General features: G+C 58.6%; 14 protein-coding genes. 7 read left to right on the top strand and 7 right to left on the bottom strand.

Features of this window, described 5'->3' with window-relative positions:
* Positions 1-93: 93 nt before the first annotated feature.
* The 5 genes from KGFNPO_RS14390 to KGFNPO_RS14370 all read left to right on the top strand — a co-directional run bounded on the left by KGFNPO_RS14390 (position 94) and on the right by KGFNPO_RS14370 (position 4692).
* Entirely contained in the window at positions 94-885 is a 792-nt protein-coding gene (locus KGFNPO_RS14390; protein WP_472631919.1) for an ABC transporter substrate-binding protein, read from the top strand.
* A 127-nt stretch (positions 886-1012) separates the two neighbouring features.
* Positions 1013-1705 carry an ABC transporter permease gene (locus KGFNPO_RS14385; RefSeq protein ID WP_472631918.1) on the top strand — a complete coding sequence of 231 codons (693 nt, stop codon included), beginning with the start codon at positions 1013-1015 and terminating at the stop codon, positions 1703-1705.
* Positions 1702-2403: an ABC transporter permease gene (locus KGFNPO_RS14380; protein WP_472613632.1), complete on the top strand. Its 702-nt coding sequence runs from the start codon at positions 1702-1704 to the stop codon at positions 2401-2403. The genes KGFNPO_RS14385 and KGFNPO_RS14380 overlap by 4 nt, the downstream gene beginning before the upstream one ends.
* A 238-nt stretch (positions 2404-2641) precedes the next feature.
* A complete protein-coding gene (locus KGFNPO_RS14375; RefSeq protein WP_472631917.1) occupies positions 2642-3784 on the top strand; it encodes a succinylglutamate desuccinylase/aspartoacylase family protein in 1143 nt (380 codons plus the stop codon).
* A 143-nt stretch (positions 3785-3927) separates the two neighbouring features.
* The gene (locus KGFNPO_RS14370) at positions 3928-4692 is read left to right on the top strand and encodes an ABC transporter ATP-binding protein (protein WP_472631916.1); all 765 of its coding nucleotides are present in this window, start codon (positions 3928-3930) and stop codon (positions 4690-4692) included.
* Positions 4693-4737: 45 nt separating this feature from the next.
* Here KGFNPO_RS14370 and KGFNPO_RS14365 read toward each other — a convergent pair whose 3' ends face one another.
* The gene (locus KGFNPO_RS14365; RefSeq protein WP_472631915.1) at positions 4738-6150 is read right to left on the bottom strand and encodes a DHA2 family efflux MFS transporter permease subunit; all 1413 of its coding nucleotides are present in this window, start codon (positions 6148-6150) and stop codon (positions 4738-4740) included.
* Positions 6151-6402: 252 nt separating this feature from the next.
* Here KGFNPO_RS14365 and KGFNPO_RS14360 point away from each other — a divergent pair, with 252 nt between their 5' ends.
* Positions 6403-7455, top strand: coding sequence for a succinylglutamate desuccinylase (locus KGFNPO_RS14360; protein WP_472631914.1), 1053 nt, complete (start codon positions 6403-6405; stop codon positions 7453-7455).
* Positions 7456-7560: 105 nt separating this feature from the next.
* Here the strand turns inward: KGFNPO_RS14360 and KGFNPO_RS14355 are convergent, their stop codons facing one another.
* The 5 genes from KGFNPO_RS14355 to purB form a co-directional block, all read right to left on the bottom strand.
* The gene (locus KGFNPO_RS14355; protein ID WP_472631913.1) at positions 7561-8673 is read right to left on the bottom strand and encodes an ATP-binding protein; all 1113 of its coding nucleotides are present in this window, start codon (positions 8671-8673) and stop codon (positions 7561-7563) included.
* Between the two features lie 146 nt (positions 8674-8819).
* Positions 8820-9386: a YceI family protein gene (locus tag KGFNPO_RS14350; RefSeq protein WP_472631912.1), complete on the bottom strand. Its 567-nt coding sequence runs from the start codon at positions 9384-9386 to the stop codon at positions 8820-8822.
* A gap of 33 nt (positions 9387-9419) precedes the next feature.
* Positions 9420-9953, bottom strand: a complete 534-nt coding sequence (locus KGFNPO_RS14345) for a YceI family protein (protein WP_472634494.1) — start codon at positions 9951-9953, stop codon at positions 9420-9422.
* Between the two features lie 98 nt (positions 9954-10051).
* Positions 10052-10576, bottom strand: a complete 525-nt coding sequence (locus KGFNPO_RS14340; protein ID WP_472631911.1) for a cytochrome b — start codon at positions 10574-10576, stop codon at positions 10052-10054.
* A 154-nt stretch (positions 10577-10730) separates the two neighbouring features.
* Positions 10731-12158 (bottom strand): adenylosuccinate lyase, encoded by a 1428-nt coding sequence (gene purB / locus KGFNPO_RS14335; RefSeq protein ID WP_472631910.1) that lies wholly within the window; start codon positions 12156-12158, stop codon positions 10731-10733.
* 178 nt (positions 12159-12336) lie between these two features.
* On the opposite strand from purB, the gene KGFNPO_RS14330 reads away from it, so the two are divergent.
* Positions 12337-12945 carry a glutathione S-transferase N-terminal domain-containing protein gene (locus tag KGFNPO_RS14330; RefSeq protein WP_472631909.1) on the top strand — a complete coding sequence of 203 codons (609 nt, stop codon included), beginning with the start codon at positions 12337-12339 and terminating at the stop codon, positions 12943-12945.
* A gap of 208 nt (positions 12946-13153) precedes the next feature.
* Here KGFNPO_RS14330 and KGFNPO_RS14325 read toward each other — a convergent pair whose 3' ends face one another.
* Positions 13154-20074 (bottom strand): peroxidase family protein, encoded by a 6921-nt coding sequence (locus KGFNPO_RS14325; protein ID WP_472631908.1) that lies wholly within the window; start codon positions 20072-20074, stop codon positions 13154-13156.
* Positions 20075-20229: the final 155 nt, after the last annotated feature.

Below are 20229 nucleotides of genomic sequence, written 5' to 3'. Positions count from 1 at the left end.
CCTTGGTTGCGTCAATCCGTGACGTCGTCAAGGTTAAGGCTGCATGCATCCCTGCACGCAGTTGGAATAATCCACATATCAGGAGGGACACCAATGAAACTGAAGCATCTTTTCGCCATCGCGGGCTTGACATTCGCCGCATCGATTCAAGTCCAGGCGGCCGACATGAAGCAATTGCGTGTTGGTCAGGACCCGACTTACGAGCCGTTCGAATACAAGACGCCGAACGGTAAGCTGGTGGGTTTCGAAGTCGACATCGCGAACGCCTTGTGTGCTGAAATGAAAATGAAATGCGTGTTTTTCGACCAATCATGGGAAGGCATCATTCCTTCATTGATGGCCAAGAAATACGACGTGATCATTTCCTCGATGTCGATGACCGACGAGCGCAAAAAAGCGGTCAGCTTCTCCGACAAAATCTACAACACGCCTTCGCGCGTGATCACTAAACGCGGCAGCGGCATCGATGGCTCGCCGGCATCGCTGAAAGGCAAAAAAATCGGTGTGCTCAAGGGCTCCACCCAGGAAGCCTACGCAAATAAGGTCTTTGCCAAGGCCGGCGCCACGGTGGTCGGCTACGGCACTACCCAGGATTCCTATCTGGACATGACGTCCGGGCGTCTCGATGCGCTGGTTTCCGATATCGTCGAAGTCAAGGCCGGGCTGCTCAACAAGCCTGAAGGCAAGCCGTTTGACCTGGTCGGCGCCGATCTGGATGATCCGACCTTTACCGCGGGCACCGGCGCTGCCTTGCGCAAGCAGGACACCAAGCTCAGGGATCAGATCAACGTCGCCATCAAGGCTATCCGCAGCAACGGCACTTACCAAACGATTGCCGATAAATACTTCGATTTCGATGTCTACGGCAAGCAAGCAGCTAAGTAAGCAGCTAAGTAAGCGGGCAAGTAAGCTGTAACGCCCTGCAATCCGATGCCTGCCACTTGCCACTTGTCATTTGCCGGCACGGGCTGCATCGGGTTTTTGAATTCGACACCTATAGAGTGGATGACTTATGTTCCATGGATATACCGGGCATATTTTGCGCGGTTTTGCGACAACGCTTGAACTTGCGCTACTTTCTTTGCTTATTGCCACACTGATCGGCTTGGTCGGCGCGCTGATGGCTACCTCGGAACACCGTTTTTTGCGCGAATTCACGCGTATCTATGCGGTTGTTATCCGCGGCATTCCGGATTTGCTGTTGATGCTGATGTTGTTTTACGGCGGTCAGATCGCCATGAACAATTTTCTGGAGTGGCTGGGCCTGGACATGCAGCTTCAACTCAATCAATTTACCGCTGGCGTCATTACGCTGGGTTTCATCTATGGCGCCTATTTCATGGAAACATTCCGGGGCGCTTTGCTGGCCGTGCCGCGCGGTCAGGTCGAGGCCGGGCGCGCTTTCGGCATGACCCCGTTCAAGGTCAATACGCACATCCTGTTCCCGCAGATGGTGCGTTTCGCGCTGCCCGGGTTCACCAATAACTGGCTGGTATTGTCCAAGGCAACGGCCCTGGTTTCGGTCATCGGCTTGCAGGATGTCATGTACCGAGCCAAGGAAGCCGGCGCCGGTTCGCGCCAACCTTTCACCTGGCTGCTGTTCGCCGGCCTGCTGTATTTATTGATCACGTCGGTCTCGCTGTACTTGTTGCGGCGGGTTGAGCGCAAGTATTCGGCTGGCGTGCGTTACGGGAGTCACGTGTGAATTTCGAGGCGATACTGACACCGGAGACTTTTTATCTGTATCTCGGTGGTTTTTGGATGACGGTGAAACTGACATTCTCCTGCGTTTTTCTCGGTTTCCTGATCTCGATACCGATGGCGGTTGCGCGTAATTCACGCATCAAGGCGATCAGCAAGACGATCTGGGCGTTCACTTATGTGGTGCGCGGCACGCCGTTATTGCTGCAGATGTATTTGATTTATTACGGCTTGTCGCAGTTCGAGGCGGTGCGCGACAGTTTTGCCTGGGCTGCGCTGTCGGAACCGATGTTTTGTGCGGTTGCCGCATTGACCATCAATACCGTCGGGTATACCACCGAAATTTTTGCCGGTGCAATCCGCAGTCTGCCGTATGGCGAAATCGAGGCCGCCAATGCCTACGGCATGAGCCACTGGACCAATCTGCGCCGTATCATTTTGCCGGCCGCGCTGCGCACTAGTCTGCCGACCTACTCGAATGAAGTCATCATGATGCTGCACTCCACCTCGCTGGTCAGCACGATTACGCTGCTCGACTTGACCGGTGCCGCCAGCCGCATCTATTCGACCTATTACCTGCCGTTCGAAGCTTTCATGGTGGCCGCGGTGGTGTACATGATGCTGACCTATATCCTGGTGCGCGGCTTCCGTTATGCCGAATGGCGCTATCTGGCCCATCAACGTCCACAAGAGGTGAAATAATCCTAGAAACCTTAGTTGGACGGGATCGAGTGTGCGTTTTTGCGGCTCTCTGGCTAGGCGCGACGACGAAGCAACCTTCATGTTGCTAGGAGAAGCAACAACGCCAGGGAGCCGAAAAAATGTGCAATCGGCCCCGTAGCGCTCTCACCAAAATGGTGAGCGACTTAAATGGCACAATTCTCAATTTAATCAATCGCTTATCGAATCTGATTAGCGGTCAACTGAGGTTTTTAGGATCATGCGCATCGATCAACACCCGCTGCCGACCGGCAGCGCTAATTGCCAATACAGTCTGAGCAGTTTCCATTACGGACAGCCGGGCGCCAAAAAGGTTTACCTGCAAGCCAGCCTGCACGCCGATGAATTGCCCGGGATGCTGGTACTGCATCATTTGCGCCCTATGCTGGAGCAGGCCGAAGCCGAAGGTCGCCTGCAATGCGAAATCGTGGTGGTGCCGGTGGCGAACCCGATTGGCCTGGGGCAAACCTTCATGCACGACCAGATGGGCCGCTTTGATTTCGCCAGCGGGACCAACTTCAATCGCAGTTTTCCGGATTTGTCGGAACCGCTGATTGCACTGCTGACGGATTCCCTGAGCGACGATGCGCAGCGCAACATGCGGCTGATCCGCGCCGGCATGCGGCAATTGCTGGACGCTGCAGAGTGCCGCACGCCGCTCGACGGCATGCGCATCGCGTTGATGCGTCTGGCGCACGACGCCGATATCGTGCTGGACTTGCATTGCGATTGCGAAGCTGTGCTGCATATCTACGCGTCGTCGGATCATGTTGCTGAGGCGGAGTTGCTCGGCCGTTATCTGGGCGCGCGCGTGATCCTGATTGCGGACGCGATTGGCGGCGCTTGTTTCGATGAAATGCTGTTCAAGCCGTGGTTGCGCTTGCGCGCGCATTTTGGCGCGCAGTTTCCGGTGCCGCAGCCCTGTTTTGCCAGCACGGTCGAATTGCGCGGCGAGCAGGATGTATCGCATCAGCTCGCCAGCGCCGATGCGCAGGGCATCTACCATTATCTGTGCAGTAGCGGCATGATTGTCGACGGGATTTCGGATGTGACTGCAGACGCGGCTTTGGCTGCGCCGGCGGCAGTCTGTGTGCCGACGCCGTTGACGGGTTCGGTGACCGCTTATGCTGCCGAGTCTGGCGTAATTTCGTATCTCGCCCGCCCCGGGGACCTGCTGACATCGGGCGACGCGATTTGCGACATCGTCGATCCGCTCTCCGGGCGCGCATATACAGTGGTCAGCCCGATTGACGGCGTGATGTATTCGCGGGTGATATTTCGCTATGCCACGCGCGGCATGGAGTTGGCCAAGATTGCCGGCAAGTTTGAAAAGCGCAGCGGTGGTGATTTGCTCGGACCCTGATATTGTATGTACGCTCAGCGCATATTTAGCAATATGCAAAAATATGGGAGTATGTGCAAATATGCCGGTATTCCCGCATGATTTGATTGACTCGTGTAAAAATACACCAATAGGTATTTTTCAACATCAGTTTAGGAACCAGAATGTCCCAGTTAGTTGTTGAGAATCTCCACAAGTGTTACGGCCAGAACGAAGTCCTCAAGGGCATCTCGGTCGAGGCGTCCAAGGGTGATGTGATCAGCATCATCGGTGCCTCGGGTTCCGGTAAAAGCACTTTTTTGCGCTGCATCAATCTGCTCGAAAAGCCGACCGAAGGCCGCATCATCGTCAACGGCAATGAGCTCAGGCTGGTGCGCCAGAAAAACGGCGACCTCGATTGCCCCGACGCCCGGCAATTGCAGCTGGTGCGCTCCAAGCTGGCGATGGTGTTCCAGCATTTCAACCTGTGGTCGCACATGACCGTGCTGGAAAATATCATGGAAGCGCCGATGTACGTGCTCGGAATCTCCAAAAAAGAGGCGATGGAACGCGCCCGGCATTATCTGGCCAAGGTCGGAGTCGAAGGGCGCGAGGATTCTTATCCGGCGCATCTGTCGGGCGGCCAGCAGCAGCGGGTGGCGATTGCCCGCGCGCTGGCGATGGAGCCGGACGTGATGCTGTTCGATGAGCCGACTTCCGCGCTGGACCCCGAACTGGTGGTCGAAGTGTTGCGCGTGATGCAGAATCTGGCCAAGGAAGGCCGCACCATGATGGTGGTCACGCACGAGATGGAGTTTGCCCGCAGCGTTTCCAACAAGGTGATTTTCGTGCATCAGGGCGTGATCGAAGAGCAGGGCGATCCGCGCACCGTGCTATCCAACCCGCAAAGCGCACGCCTGCAAAAATTTCTGTCTGGCGCGTTGAAGTAATTCAATTTTGCAATCCAGTAGTGCCGGCACGAAGGCCTGCACTACTTAATCGACCTCGATCAAATGCGCTCTGCTGATGCTTTCGCCATCTTCGGGACGCAGCGTCCAGAATGTCAGCGACGACAACACCGTCAGCCCGCCCAAGGTCAGAAACGCGTAATGCAGCGCCCGGGTCACGGCCAGCTGGTCGGTCTGCGGCAAATCGCCCAGATACCAGCCGGTGATCAGCGAGCCGCAGGCCAGCCCGAAGCTCATCGACATCTGTTGCAGCGAACTGGCAATGGTGCTCGCCATGCTGGAGTCGGAGCCGTCGATGTCGGCATACGCCATTGAATTTATGCTGGAAAACTGCAGCGAATTGAACAGGCCTTGCGCCAGTCCCAGCAGCACGATCAGGGCAATCTGGCTGGCCGAATTGACCAGCGAAAACAGACAAATAGTGAACCCGATCAGGACCGTATTCACAATCAGCACCTGACGGTAGCCGAAACGCCCCAGCACCTTGGTCGAAATCAGCTTCATTCCCATTGCGGCAGCGGCGGTCGGCATCATCAGCAAGCCCGATTGCCAGGCGGGCAAACCCAGGCCGAGCTGATACAGCAGCGGCAGCAGGAACGGCAGCCCGCCCAAACCGAGGCGCGTGATAAAACCGCCCATCACCGAGACCCGAAAGGTGCGCACCCGAAACAACTCCAGCCGCAGCAGCGGATACGGCATCTGGCGCGCATGCCAGACGTAAGCCGCCAGCAGGCTGATGGCGAGCAGCAGCAAAATAGCTTCTGATGTGACATCGATCGTATGTTCGCCGAATATTTCCAGCAGCCAGGAAAGCAGCGCGGTACCGCTGCCGAACAGCACCAGCCCGATCCAGTCCAGCGGGCGCGGCGTCTCGCCGCGGTAATCCGGCATGTAGCGATGGATCAGGAATTGCGCCACCAGGCCGACCGGCACATTGACAAAGAAAATTTCGCGCCACGACAGCCAGTGCACGATCAGCCCGCCCACCGTAGGCCCGAGCAATGGCCCGATCAGCGCCGGTATCACGACAAAGTTCATGGCTGTGAGCAGCTGTGATTTGGGAAAAGTGCGCACAATCGCCAGCCGTCCCACCGGCATCATCATGGCCGCGCCGATGCCTTGCAAAATGCGCGCGGCCACCAGCATCGGCACATTGATCGCCAAACCGCACAGAATCGAGGACGCCGTGAAAACCGCGACCGCAGTGCTGAACACGCGCCGGGTGCCGAACCGGTCAGCCATCCAGCCGCTGATCGGGATGCAGACTGCCAGGGCCAGGATATAACTGGTCACCACCGCCTTCAGGCTGAGCGGCGTTACATGCAGGCTCGCCGCCATCGCCGGCACTGCGGTATTGACGATGGTGGAATCGAGTTGTTCCATGAACAAGGCGGTGGCGACAACCCAGGGCAGGTAGCTCTTGACGGTGGGGTTGTTCATCTGCTGGCGTGTTTTGATTTGTTTATGTAAGTGGAGTGATGCGCGGAGCCCGGCGCCACTTTTCGCCCAGGAAAAAATAGGCGTCGCCAGAGCCTCATTCTAAGGCGTTCGGCGCATTTCTTCATGCCGTCGGGCTTTGCCGCTTGAAATCGCTGCAGGTAACTGCCGTACTGCTATAAATTGATGTCGCGTAGCTGGAAGCAGCCCGCGGCGGCTTGGCGCACACTAGACAGATCGTATCCGGGAGCCCCCATGAAAAATAATGTACCGACAGCAATCACGCCAGCCATTCCCGATTCAGTACGCGCATTGGCGGCTGCGGATTTTAGCGCCATCGCGCAGGCTTTTTCTGCGGTGGGTTTCGCGGTCAGCCAGCCGGGGCAGGGCATGCTGCAGATTGTTTGCGAGACAGCACAGACCGCGCAGGCCACGCGGATGTCGCTGTTGTTGTCGGTCGGCATCCACGGCGATGAAACCGGGCCGATTGAAATGCTGGCGCACTTGCTGGACGAACTAGCCGCAGCGCCGCAGCAACTGGCGGTGGATTTGATGATAGTGGTCGGCAATCCGGACGCCATCGCGCAGCAGCGGCGCTTTATCGAGGCCGATCTGAACCGCCTGTTCAGCGCTAAGCGCGGGGCCTTGCAATCGGTCACGGAGGCGGCGCGGGCCGACGCCATCATGCACGCGACCGCAGCATTTTTTGCCCGGCCCGCCGCGACAAAATGGCATCTGGATTTGCACACCGCGATCCGGCCTTCGCACTATCCGACCTTCGCGATCGTGCCGGAATCGACTGCCGAGGCAGGAAAAAAAACCTTGCCCTTGTCGTTATCTCTAACCCACTGGCTGGCGCATGCCGGCGTCGAGGCCGAGGTGTTCAGTCCCCAATCGGCCAGCACCTATAGTTCATACAGCGCGCGCGAGTGCGCGACGGTCAGCGCCACGGTCGAGCTGGGGCAGATCGGCGTGCTGGGCCAGAATGACGCCAGCCTGCTGGCGCCGCCGCAAGCGGCGCTGGCGGCACTGTTGCGTGCCGATCTGCAAGTCTTGAGCGCATCGGCCGCGGCCCGCTTGCCGCAACGGTTCAAGGTGGCGCAGGAAATCATCAAACGCAACGCCGACTTTCGCATGGGATGCGATCGCAACACGCACAATTTCACGCCGATGCAGCAAGGGGAGATTATCGCCAGCGACGGCGAGACGGTGTATCGGGTCCAGCAGGCGCAGGAATACATCGTGTTTCCGAATCCGGATGTCAGGGTCGGACTGCGCGCCGGGTTGATGCTGGTACGCGAGGATTGATGCGTAGACAAACAACGCCCTCTCTCCCGGCCTCTCTCCCACAAGCGAATCGCATGGCGATTCGGGCGCCAGGAAAAGTCATGCCGGGAGAGAGGAGCAAAAAACTCATTCCCGATGGCGGACCCAGTCGGCAAACGCCTCGTCTTCGAACTGATAGCGGCCCCGGTCAATCCGGGTAACAATATTCTTGTCGGCTAACCTGCGCAGAGCGTTTTGCGGCGTGGCGGCGGTAACCGGCTTCTCCAGTCCGAGACTGGTACTTATGCGCCTGCGGGTCTCACTGCCCTGCAAGTCGGAGGCGCCTTCTGCAATCATTGCCAGCAAGGCCTGGTCGGCCGGCAGCAGTTCGTCCCATTGTTTTTCAAATCCCATGTCGTTGAAGACATGCGCCTTGGTGAAGTCCAATGCACCTTGCGCGCCTTCAAACGGATTCGTCAGATACCGGTCGAGGTACAGCCGGAAGAACAGCGGGGTCTGCTTGAGCGCATCAAATGCGCTCAACGCATCGGCCAAAGGCAATGGAGTACGCGCTATGCTGGCTACCTTCTCGACCATCGCCGCCACAAACTCTGCTCCAAGCAGCTGAAATGGCTCCAGCGCGGCCCAATTGTAGAATGGCTCCGACGCGCGGCCGAACATCCGGCGCAAGGTGGCTTCAGAACTGCCGGCAAACAATACCTTGATGCGCTCTTTGCGAATATCCAGCGCGGCCCGAAGTGCGTGCGCAAAGATAGTGTTTTCCGCGTTGGCAAGTACCTGGGCTTCGTCGATGATGAGAATCAGCGGGGTTTTAGTCTTGTCGAAGGCCGCCATCACGTCCATCAGCAAAGTACCGGCCAACCGGTCTTTATCGGCAAGTTCCGCCTCGATGCCCGCCTCTGCAAAGCCAGCTACTTTCCCGGAAGCCTTGATTTTCTTCAGCGGGGTCTTGAGTCGCTCCCACGCTTTGGCAAAGCTCTTGGGCTCAATCGCTTTGTGCAGTGCGGAAACCAAGGCTGTGGCAGGGTCGTCCTTCAAATCCCAGAGGTTGACGTAGACGCACGCATACCCTTTGGCTTCGGCCGAAGGGATGAAGTCCTGCATCAGAAATTCAGTCTTCCCCATGCGGCGCCTGGCGAATAATCCCCGTGCGCAGGAAAGTCCAAGTTCAAAGGACGCCAGGTACGCTTGCGCCAGTTCGGGACGGGGGAAGTGCCAGTGAGGAGAAGATGTCTGCATAAGTATTAAGAATAATTATCGTATTTACTGATAAGTATTCTATCTACTAATGCGTACTAATGCAAAGATTTGCCCAGCGAAAAATCCCCGTCTTCGCGGGGACGACGGGGATTCTTCCGCAGGATACTTACGTCTTAGCGACGCGCTCAGTCAGCCTTAACTGCTTCCACCTCGATTGCCAGTTTCACTTCCGGCGCGAACCCCATCGCTACACCGTAGTTGATGCCGAAATCGGCGCGGCTGAAGGTGGCGCTGGCGTCGGCACCGCAGACTTCGCGTTTCAGCATCGGATGCTGGATGCATTTGAATTTGTTGATGGTCAGTGCCACCGGTTTGGTGATGCCGTGCAGCGTCAGCGTGCCTTCTACTGCCACCGGCTGGTCGCCTTCAAACTTGATCGAGGTGCTTTTGTAAACGGCGGTCGGGAATTTGGCGACGTCAAACATTTCGTCCGACTTCGCATGTTTGTTCAGTTTGGCATGGCCGAAGTCGAGCGAGTCGGTATCGATGGAGATGTTGATGGCGCCGGTTTTGGCAGCGCGATCCAGCGTGATGGTGCCGCTGCTCTTGGTGAACTTGCCGCGTAGTATCGAGAGGCCGCCCATGTGGTCGGCTTCGAAGCTCGGGTAAGTGTGGTTGGGTTCGATATTGTAGGTGGTTGCAAAAGCCGGAACGGCGCTGGCAGCGAGCAGCAGGGCGATGAGATGTTTCATGGGTTGATTCCTTTGAGGGTGAAAGTGGTGAAGTTATTCGGATGCAATAACGCGGAATTTGATGACGACTTCATCGGCGACCATGCTGGTGTCCGACCATTCGCCTTCGCCGATGTTGTAGGTCAGCCGTTTGATCGGCAGCGCACCCTCGAAAACCTGATGTGCGCCTTCTTTTTTGATGGTCAGCGGAAAGCTGACGTTGGCGCTCTTGCCCTTGATGGTGAGTTTGCCGCTGACTTCGAGCTTGCCGGCAGCGAGCGATTTCATGCCGTTGGAGACGAAGCTGGCTTTCGGATATTGGGCCGCGTTGAACCAGTCCTTCTTCAGCGCTTCCCGGTTCATTTCCTGGTCGCCCAGGTCAAAACTGTTGGTGTCGATCTCCACCGTGGCTTTTGAGGTTTCCGGCTTGGCTGGATTGAAATCGATTTTCGCATTGAATTTGCGGAATTTGGCTTCGACCGGCACATTCATTTGCTTGAAAACTGCGCTGACAGTGCTTTTGGCCGGATCGGGCTTCAGCAATGCGCTGGCGATATTGGGCAGCGCCAGCGCGCTGACGAGCAGCATCAGGGCAATCGCGGTGTTGGGTTTGGTAAGTTTGGCGGGTTTGGCTTGCATGGGTAATCCTTGTCTGGAAAATGTTTGCGGCAGAAGTTGCGACAGAGTTACGGCAAAATGCGCTTGAAAATGCGATCACGGTCGATGAAGTGGTGTTTCAGTGCTGCCAGAATATGCAGGCCGACTGCGGCCAGCAATGTCATGTTGAGCGCATAGTGGACGGCCTTGAGCAACACTTTGAGTTCCGGGTCGGGCGCGATCAGCACCGGCAGCGGCATCAGGCCCAGATACACCACCGGAACCCCGGCTGCGAGGCTGTAAAAATATCCCGATAGCGGGATGGTGAACATCAGCAAGTACAGCAAGCCGTGCAAGCCGCTGGCGGCTTTCTGCTGCCACACCGCCATGCTGGCCGGATAAGCCGGCGCCGCATGGCTCAGACGCCATAGCAGACGCAGGCAGACCAAGCCCAATATGGTTACGCCCAGCCATTTATGCCACGAAAAATACTTCAGTTTGGTAGGTGTAATGCCTGGAATGTCGGTCATCGTGACACCCAGCGCAAAGGAGGAAATGATCAGTAGCGCCACCAGCCAGTGCAGCAACATGGCTGTTTTTGTGTATCGTTGCATAAGTGTGTAAATTGTTCGGATTAGGACGAATATAACAAAAAAAATGTAATCCTGCTTGCCACGCGCTAGATTGCCAGGGCAGGTTTGGAGCAGGGCAGGTGTGAAACAGGACAGGTGTGAAACAGGGCAGGTTTGGAACCTGCCCCTACCAAAATTAAATCTTGCGTGCCAGTGCTGCCGCAATGCCGATGTAATTGGCTGGCGTCATCACCAGCAGCAAGTCTTTGGCCTGCTGCGGAATCGCCAGGCCGGCGATGAATTCGCGCAGCGCCTGTTTCGAGATGCCCTTGCCGCGCGTGAGTTCCTTCAGCTGTTCGTACGGGTTTTCGATGCCGTAACGGCGCATCACGGTCTGTACCGGTTCGGCCAGCACTTCCCAGGTGGCGTCGAGGTCTTCGGCCAGCCGGGTCGGATTGACTTCCAGCTTGTTCAGGCCGCGCAGGCAGCTGTCATAAGCCAGCAGCGTGTAGCCGAAAGCGACGCCGATGTTGCGCAAAACAGTCGAATCGGTCAGGTCGCGCTGCCAGCGCGAGATCGGCAATTTCTCCGACAGGTGCTTGAGTAGCGCGTTGGCCAGGCCAAGATTGCCTTCGGAATTTTCGAAGTCGATTGGATTGACCTTGTGCGGCATGGTGCTGGAGCCGATTTCGCCGGCCTTGGTGCTTTGCTTGAAATAGCCTTGCGAAATATAACCCCACAGGTCGCGGTTCAGGTCGAGCAAAATCGTATTGGCGCGCGCGAAAGCATCGAACAGTTCGGCCATGTAATCGTGCGGCTCGATCTGAATCGTGTACGGATTGAAGGTCAGCCCCAGCCGCTGCTCGATCACATTTTTCGAAAAAGTTTCCCAGTCGGCGTCGGGATAGGCCGCCAAATGGGCGTTGTAATTGCCGACTGCGCCATTCATCTTGCCCAGAATCTGGATCGCCGCGATACGTTGTTGGGCGCGCTGCAGGCGCGCCACCACGTTGGCGATTTCCTTGCCGAGCGTGGTCGGGCTGGCCGGCTGGCCGTGGGTGCGCGCCAGCATCGGCACATCTGCATGCGCGTGCGCCAGTTCGGTCAGTTTGGCGATCAGGCCCTGCAGCGCCGGCAGCATCACCTGGTCGCGGGCAGCTTTGAGCATCATCCCGTGCGAGGTATTGTTGATATCTTCCGAAGTGCAGGCGAAATGGATGAATTCGGAAGCGGCCTTCAGTTCTGCCGTGATCGAGGCGTCGAGCGTGACCTGGCGCGCCGGCAAATGTTCAAATCCTTTTTGGAGCGGCAGTCCGACCGACTCTTTCAGCCAATATTCGACCGCTTTCACGTCGTGGTTGGTGACGGCTTCGATGGCCTTGATCCGCGCCGCATCGGCTTCCGTGAATTCGGCTGCAATCTGGTCCAGGCGCGCACTGGCGCTGGCTGAAAAGGGCTTGATTTCGGCGAAACCGGCCAGCGACAATGCTTGCAGCCAGCAGATTTCGACTTTGACGCGATGCCGCATGAAGCCGGCTTCGGACAGGATCGGACGCAGCGGATCGACTTTGGCAGCATAGCGGCCGTCAAGCGGAGAAAGAGCGGAGAGCGGGGACAGTGACATGATAGGGAAGTGTGATGTAAATGAATGAAAGCCCAGTTTAGCGCATGAGCCGGGGCCGGAAACCAGCGGAAACGGGATTTTACCATTCGTGCGCGAGCCCCAATGGGCCGCCTGGCGAGCGGCGAAACCGCCGGGCACCAATGATATACTGCAGCCATCCTTTTAAAATAAAGCGCTTATGAAACTGATCGGTTCACTCGCTAGCCCTTATGTACGCAAAGTCCGGGTCGTGTTTGCGGAAAAGAAACTCGACTATGGTTTCGTATTGGAGGATGTATGGGCCACTGACACGGCGATTGCAGAGTCCAATCCGCTGGGCAAAGTGCCGGCGCTGCTGATGGATGATGGCAGCGTGCTGTTCGATTCGCGCGTGATCGTCGAGTATCTGGATACCTTGACGCCGGTCGGCAAGCTGATCCCGGTCGGCGGCCGCGAGCGTTCCAGCGTCAAATGCTGGGAAGCACTGGCCGACGGCGTGCTGGACGCTGCGGTTTCGATGCGGCTGGAAAAAACCCAGCGCCCCGAGTCGCAGCAAAGTCAGGTCTGGATTGCGCGCCAGATGAGCAAGGTTCAGGCCGGCCTGAAGCAATTGTCCGCCGACTTGGGCGAGAAGCCGTTTTGCACCGGCAACCAGTACACGCTGGCCGATATAGCGGTCGGCTGCACGCTGGGCTGGCTGTCTTTCCGTTTCCCGGAAATCCAGTGGCGCGATGATTACCACAATCTGCAACGCCTGTTTGAGAAATTGTCGGAGCGTCCCTCTTTCAAGGATACCGTGCCGCAATAAGCCACTGGCAAAACGCGCAACCAGCGGAGGTAAAAAAAGGCGTAAGACATTTTAATGTCTTACGCCTTTTTTATACTACTAACTGTATATTTAAGTACCGCATAATATATATGCGGAAAGTGTAGTGTTTTTTAATATACCCCCGCATTTATCCTGACTTGGTAATCAGGGCGCAGCGCCGGCCAGAGCGTTCTGGCCGGCTTGCTTGTTACGCCGCGAGCAGGAAGTCGGTCACGGTAATGGTGGTGGCATCGTCGATCCCGAGCAGCAGGATCGAGTCGCCTCCGATCTGCACCAGGGTGTCGAGGCCGACATCGCTGATGACAACCTGTGCGCCGAAATTGCCGGCATTGATCCCGAGCGCGGAAATGTCGAGCTTGTCCTGCCCGCCGCCCGCCGGATTGGCATCGAATCCCTGGATGGAATCGTGGCCAAACAGCGCCGCGAACCCGAAGGTATCATTGCCGGCGCCGCCATCCATGAAGTCGTTGCCGCCGCCGCCGATCAGCCGATCGGCATTGTCGCCTCCGAACAGAAAATCCGCTGCGTTGCCGCCGGTCAGCAGGTTGGCGCCCGCATTGCCGGTTCCGGTAAAGCCGCCGGTTCCGGTGAACGTCAAGTTTTCGACATTCGCACCTAAGATATAACTCGACATTGTGGTCTGCACGGTGTCGGTGCCACTACCGAAAAGCTCGTTGATGATGTCACCCGCGTTGTCGACGAAATACAGATCGTTGCCTGCGCCGCCGTCCATGGTGTCGGCACCTGCGCCGCCGTTAAGGATGTCGTTGCCGCCGCCGCCGCTGAGGCTGTCGTTGCCTGCGCCGCCATTGAGTGTATTCGCCAGCGTGTTGCCAATGCCGGTGAAACTCGCACTGCCGGTGTAGGTCAGGTTCTCAAGATTGGAGCCCAGCGTATAAATCGCCAGCGTGGTCTGCACCGTGTCGGTGCCCCTGCCTCCGAGTTCGGTAATCAGGTCGCCGCTGTTGTCGACGATATAGGTATCGTCCCCAGCGCCGCCGGCCATGGTGTCGGCGCCGCCGCCACCATTGAGGATGTCGTCGCCAGCGCCGCCGTTAAGTGTGTTCGCCAGCGCGTTGCCGGTGCCGGCGAAATTGCCGGTGCCGGTGAAGCTCAGGTTCTCCACATTGTCGCTCAGCGTATAACTCGCCAGTGTGGTTTGCACGGTGTCGATGCCTGCGCCTGCGAGTTCGGTCACGATATCTCCCGCGTCATCGACGATATAGGTGTCGTTGCCGGTGCCGCCGAGCATGGTGTCGGCGCCCGTGCCGCCATTGAGCGTGTCATTGCCGTCGCCGCCGTCCAGCAGGTCGTTGCCCGCGCCGCCGTTAAGAATGTCATTGCCATTGAGTCCCCGCAGCTCGTCGTCAAACTGCGTGCCGTTGAGCGTGTTGGCCAGATTGGTGCCGATGATCAGGTCGCCGACGCCGGTGGTGGGGGCTGAGATGACTTCCTCGTGCGCTCCAAATGTGTCGGTGTAGTTGGCAATAACGCGCAGTTGGGTGCCGACCTGCAGCTGGGTCGGCGTGAAGCTTGGGCCCGTTGCGCCGGCAATGTCCGTGAAATTCACGCCATTGCCCGATTGCCATCGGTAGGTGAGCGTCGCTACCACCACCCCGTCGAGGTCCACGATTGATCCGATCGAAGCCGTCAGCTGCTGGCCTTCGGTGGGCGAGGTATCGCTGATCGCCGGTGCGCCGGTGGGGGCGTGGTTGACCAAATTCAGCACCTGGTCGGCGAACTGCACATGTTCAATGTTGCGGATCGTGTCGGTGCCGTCGGTCGCGGCGCCGCGCAGGTGTGCCACGGTCCAGGTGCCGTCGGGATTGTGCGTGATGTCATAGCTAGCCAGTACGTCGGAATACAGCGCGGTGTCGATCGAGGTGTCGGCTCCTGCCCCGCCATCGAGAATGTCGTTGCCTGCGCCGCCTTTAAGGACATTGTTGAGCAGGTTGCCGGTGCCGGCGAAATTGCCGGTGCCGGTGAAGCTCAGGTTTTCCACCTCGGCCCCCAGCGCATAACTCGCCAGCGCGGTCTGCACCGTGTCGACTCCGCCGCCAGCCAATTCGGTTACCACGTCGCCGGCGTTGTCGACAATATAGGTGTCGTTGCCGGCGCCGCCAAGCATGGTGTCCGCGCCTGCGCCGCCGTTAAGCGTGTCGTCTCCTGCGCCGCCTTTAAGGACATTGTTGAGCAGGTTGCCGGTGCCGGCGAAATTGCCGGTGCCGGTGAAGCTCAGGTTTTCCACCTCGGCCCCCAGCGTATAACTCGCCAGCGCGGTCTGCACCGTGTCGACTCCGCCGCCAGCCAATTCGGTTACCACGTCGCCGGCATTGTCGACGATATACGTGTCGTTGCCGGTGCCGCCAAGCATGGTGTCAGCGCCTGCGCCGCCGTTAAGCGTGTCGTCGCCAGTTCCGCCATCGAGGTAGTCATTGGCCCCGAGCGCATTGATGATGTCGTTGCCGCCCCAGCCGAAAATTCGGTCGACACCCTCGGTGCCGTTGATGGTCTCGGAGGCATCAGTGCCGTTGATGATATTGGGCAGCACATTGATCAGGAAGTCGTCGGTGACGGTGAGCGGTGTGCCGGGACCGGCATCGGTCGCGGAGACACGTACATCGATAGCGCCGAGGAAATTGTCGGGCGGCGTGCCGGTGATCAGGCCGCCGGTCACGCCATTGGCATCGGTTAGCAACGTGAAGTGTAGCCCGATGGAATCGAGCGTCGCGCCATTCGCCAGTTTCGCCGCATAGATCAGCTGGTTAGCCGGCGTCTGGTCGTCGGCAAAGACGGTAGTCAGCGGCAGGAACAAGTTGATTGGTACGCCGGACTTGGCCGAGGTGTCAGGCAAGCCGGTCAATGCTTGCTGCACCACCACGATGGGCGCGGTGTTCACCAGCGGTGGCAGCGTGACGACCGAGGTCGCCACGGATTGCATGCGTTCCGTGAAGCCCAGACCGTCGACGAAACTGACCTGCACCCGAAGCGGCTGGCCCTTCTGGAAATCGGCCGGCGTGAAGGATGCGCTGGTGGCGCTAGCGATCGGCACCCATTCCAGGCGCGCCGGGTCCTGCTGCTGCCACTGGTATTTCAGCGGCCCTACAATGCCGTTGGCATCGGCAAGCGTGGTCACATCGGCGGTGAGCACTCTTCCGATAACGGGATCGACAATTGGGGTCGCCAGGTTGGTGTCGCCGGAGATGACAATCTCGCCGGTCGGCACCTCGTTGGCGGCGCCGGGAAGCGCGATCATGCCATCCGAGAACTGCAGGCGCTCGATGTTGCGAACCTTGTCGACCCCATCGATACCGATCGCGCCGGTAGCCAAAATATGGTTGACGGTAAAGAAGCCCTGATCATCCGGAAACTCGATGATGTAGTTGGCCATCACGTCCGAGTAAATGGCGGTGTCGACATCGCCGGCCTGGCCGTCGTTCCTGATCTCCCGGATGATCTGGCCGCCGGGCGCATACGAGCTCAGGCTGACATGCAGCGCAGCATCGCCGTCGATGATGTCGTTGCCGCCGCGGCCCTCGATCATGTCGCTGCCGGCACCGCCCAGCATTATGTTGCCATCCGAGAAATTCACCGGTCCCGGAGCGAAAAACGTGTCCAGGCCCGAGATCAGGTTGACGTTAGTTAGCGTGTTGAAGACATCCGCTATCGCATTGCTCGTGCCTTGCAAGAAGTCGTTGTGCGCCGAGCCGCTGACGGCTTCGGTTTCAATGAACACATCCCGGATCGCGTCGCCCGCTGGCGTATTCGGATTGGCGATGAACTCCTTGCGATTCATGTCGACGCTGACGCCTTGCTGGGCGGGTTCATACGATGCCCAGTCGAAGCCCAGACGGCCTTCGAACTTGTCGAAGCCGCCTTCGCCCAGCATGATGTCGTCGCCGGAAAAGCCCTGCATGCGGTCGCCGCCGCCGCCCCCGTTCAGGACGTCGTTGCCGCCAAACAGAGGCACCTGGCCGGTTGGCGCACCACTGTCGCCGACCATCAGATCTCCGCCGAGGCCACCCTCGATCCAGTCGTCGCCTTCGTTGCCCACCAATTCGTCGTCGTCCTCGCCGCCGCGGATGATATCGTTGCCCAGGCCGCCCGAAATTGCGTCGATCCCCAGGCCGCCATTGATGAAGTCGTTGCCGTCGCCGCCGAACACGATATCGTCGCCGATGCCGGCATCAATGATGTCGTCGCCGGCATCGCCGTGGATGGTGTCGTTGCCGGCGGTATCGGTAATGATGTCATTGCCATCGCCGCCAAACAGAAAATCATTGCCGTTGCCGCCATCGATGGTGTCGTTGCCGCCGTCGCCCCAGACCGTGTCATCGTCGGCATTCCCGGCCAGCAGCTTGTCATCGCCGTTGGTGCCGCCCAGCACCATGGTATTGCCCAGGAAATTGTCGTCGCCGATGAAATGGATCGTGCCGTCGTTCGTCACTTCAACCAGGAGTTTGCCGGTCTCAGGATTGTGCAGCCAGGTCGATGGATCGTTTTTGTTGATGGTGCTGGCTTCCACTGTATATTCCGGCGTCAGGAAAATGCTCGCGCTCAGGTGGTGGGTGCCGGTGTTGTGCATGATCATCTCGGCGAACGAGTTCGCTTCGATCTCGGTTCCCCAGTGCGTGCCTTCGATGCGCGGCAGATAGTACAGGCGGTCGGCATCCTGCAGGTTTTCCAGTTGGGTCTCGAAGATGAAGTTAAAGGTCGATCCCAGCAGGCCGCCGAACAGGTTCTGCTTCTCGGCCAGGCCGCCGATCCACAAGTCGACATTGTCGAGGCCGGTGACCGAGCCGGTGCTCCAGGTCGGTATGGCGCCGTTCGCGGCATGGATCGCGTGGCTATCTGCGGTGTTATTCGCATAGGCGGCTTTGCTGTGGATGAAGTTGTAGGCATCAATGTCGAAGCCGGCGCTGCCGACGACGCTGTGTTCAACCAGCGCGAGCGCGGCGGCGCGCTTGTCGACCAGCATCGCAGCACCGGTGATGCTCGAATGGGTGCCGTAGGCGGCGACGAAGTTGACCAGCGAACCCGGATGTTTCAGGTACTGGCCGAATTCATCCCAGCTTTCATACGGCTTCAACGACGTGTCATGGGTCTGGCTGTACAACTCATTGCGCAGCAGGTTGATCGGCGGCACGCCGGTTTCGCGGCCGCGCGCGATGTTCAGGGCGGCCAGGTCGAGCGGCAGGCCGAGCAGATTGTTGCGCAGCGCGCCGGTGACGAATTCGTCGATTTCATTGCCGACCTGGTTAACTGATCCGAGCACGATTTCGCCGGCGGCGTTAGCGCCCTCCTTGGCGTAGGCGAGCGGATTGGTGAAGGCGTCGATCAGGCCGATCGCGTTGAGCTTGGGATGTCCGGTCAGCGGATCGATGACCGGGGTGCCGTCCGGGCCGATCTCGTAACGGTTGACATTCTCGTCCAGCATCGAGTGGCCGAAGCGATAAACCGCGTGCGCGAACTCGGCGGTGATCGCCGGATCGAGATGAATGTCGGTGTTGCCGAACAGGTGGATGGTCGGCGCGATCTTGCGGGCGAATTCTTCAAATACCAAGTGCTGGTACTGGGTCTCGGTGCCGAACTTGGCCACCTGGAACAGGCGCTCGCCGTTCCATTCATTGTCCTGGATGCCATCGGCCAGGTTGGCGCCCGCCAGTACCCAATTGGTCGCGAACGCCGAATCGCCGTTCGCCAGTTCGGCGCGGACCAGCGACTTGGTTTGTTCGAGCAGCCGGTTGTGCTCGGAGTGAAATATTTCGTGGACGGCGGTCAAGCCGATATTCTCGTTGACGCGGCCGTCGCCGGCGATATAGTGCGCGTCCAGCAGCTCGTTGTCGTATGAGCCGGCCGGTTGCGGCAGATACTTCGGGTTGGCCGGGCTCTCGGACTGGTTGGCGTCGAACGTGGGATTCAGAACCGGGCCGGCAACCGTATCAGCATCCGGACTCAGCACGCCACCGACAAATACCGGCACCGCAGTATGCGCGATATCGTTGAGGAAGGCGTGTCCGGTGCGCACTGCGGCGTCCGTGCCGACAGGTGCACTCGGGGAGCCGGATACCAACTGGTCGTCGGCGGTGCCAGCAATGCCGTCGGGCCCTTTGACGACGAGCTGGGCCATACCCGTGACCGGGTTGGGAATGAAATTGCCATAGGCATCGGTCGCCAGCAGCGGCACATCGCCGACATCCGCATCAGTGAGCCGGATGCCCAGCTTGAGGGCATTAGCCTTGACATCGGCCCAGGTTGGCATGTGATGGCTGCCATCGGCGGCGATATGGTCGAGCATCCTTCCGCTGGCGTGCAGATGGCCGTCGATGCCGGCAATGTACTCGCGCAGGAATACCTGGTGCGACGGATGCGAGGAGTAGGTCTGGCTCTGGTCCACAAACGGCGTGATGGTGTTGGTGCCGTCATGAATGTCATCGGCCGTGCCGAGTATTCCGTCCGCGCCCGGCTGGTTGGTGGCGCGCGTCAAGACCATGAAATTGGTCTGGCCGCCGGGAACATACAGCGGGTCGTCTGGCAGCAGCGGGATGAATACCGTGCCGCTGCCACCCTTGGTGACCAGGTCCAGGCCATGGTCGAAGAACTGGCCGAAGAATGTCATCCAGGAGTTGAACGGTGCCGACAGCCCATTATCGGGCGTGACATTGTTGATGAACAGGTTGGTGCCATCCGTGCCGGGCGGGGTCGCGGGATTGTATTGGTGCTGATAGCCGGTTCCCAGAAAACCGCTGGCCTTCGCGGCGGCTTCGACGGCAGCGGCATTGTTCGCGCTCTGGTCGGAAATCAGGTTGCTGATGGTGCGCGGCTGTGAATCGAATACCAGACCGCTAGTCTGTGCGTATGAAGTCTGTGCTGGCGGGCCAAAGCCCGCCGGGGTGGTTCCGGCGCTCTGAAATAACGGATCGGCTACGCGCGCAAACGTCTGGTCGGCGGCCCCCAAATCGCCTTGGCCGGGCACCAGGTTGTTGTTCTGGCCATCTACCTGGCGCAACCCGAATGCGAGATGCACGTTCACTGGAGGTTGTCCCGCTTCAGCCATCTTGATTTGGGTCAGGATGAAATCGAGGTCCGATCTATTGAAAGTTGCCATGATGCTTCCCCTTGAAGTTGTTTATTAGGCAATTGACAATAATGTATTTCCTGATAGCTACCTTGACCAAAAGCAAAAACATGCCATTTGAAAATTCCTGATTGCGCGCTGTTTGTTTTTTGTTTCAGGAGGCCTGGCGCTCGATTTCGCATGCC

The sequence above is a fragment of the Gelidimonas diazotrophica genome (genome assembly GCF_055694025.1).
This window is presented reverse-complemented; position numbering and strand designations above follow the sequence as displayed.

Coding starts and splice junctions, on each gene's coding strand:
- KGFNPO_RS14330 (WP_472631909.1), top strand. CDS start 12,337: ATGAAACTGATCGGTTCACTCGCTAGCCCTTATGTACGCAAAGTCCGG.
- KGFNPO_RS14340 (WP_472631911.1), bottom strand. CDS start 10,576: ATGCAACGATACACAAAAACAGCCATGTTGCTGCACTGGCTGGTGGCG.
- KGFNPO_RS14375 (WP_472631917.1), top strand. CDS start 2,642: ATGCGCATCGATCAACACCCGCTGCCGACCGGCAGCGCTAATTGCCAA.
- KGFNPO_RS14370 (WP_472631916.1), top strand. CDS start 3,928: ATGTCCCAGTTAGTTGTTGAGAATCTCCACAAGTGTTACGGCCAGAAC.
- KGFNPO_RS14325 (WP_472631908.1), bottom strand. CDS start 20,074: ATGGCAACTTTCAATAGATCGGACCTCGATTTCATCCTGACCCAAATC.
- KGFNPO_RS14355 (WP_472631913.1), bottom strand. CDS start 8,673: ATGCAGACATCTTCTCCTCACTGGCACTTCCCCCGTCCCGAACTGGCG.
- KGFNPO_RS14360 (WP_472631914.1), top strand. CDS start 6,403: ATGAAAAATAATGTACCGACAGCAATCACGCCAGCCATTCCCGATTCA.
- purB (WP_472631910.1), bottom strand. CDS start 12,158: ATGTCACTGTCCCCGCTCTCCGCTCTTTCTCCGCTTGACGGCCGCTAT.
- KGFNPO_RS14365 (WP_472631915.1), bottom strand. CDS start 6,150: ATGAACAACCCCACCGTCAAGAGCTACCTGCCCTGGGTTGTCGCCACC.
- KGFNPO_RS14345 (WP_472634494.1), bottom strand. CDS start 9,953: ATGCTGCTCGTCAGCGCGCTGGCGCTGCCCAATATCGCCAGCGCATTG.
- KGFNPO_RS14385 (WP_472631918.1), top strand. CDS start 1,013: ATGTTCCATGGATATACCGGGCATATTTTGCGCGGTTTTGCGACAACG.
- KGFNPO_RS14390 (WP_472631919.1), top strand. CDS start 94: ATGAAACTGAAGCATCTTTTCGCCATCGCGGGCTTGACATTCGCCGCA.
- KGFNPO_RS14350 (WP_472631912.1), bottom strand. CDS start 9,386: ATGAAACATCTCATCGCCCTGCTGCTCGCTGCCAGCGCCGTTCCGGCT.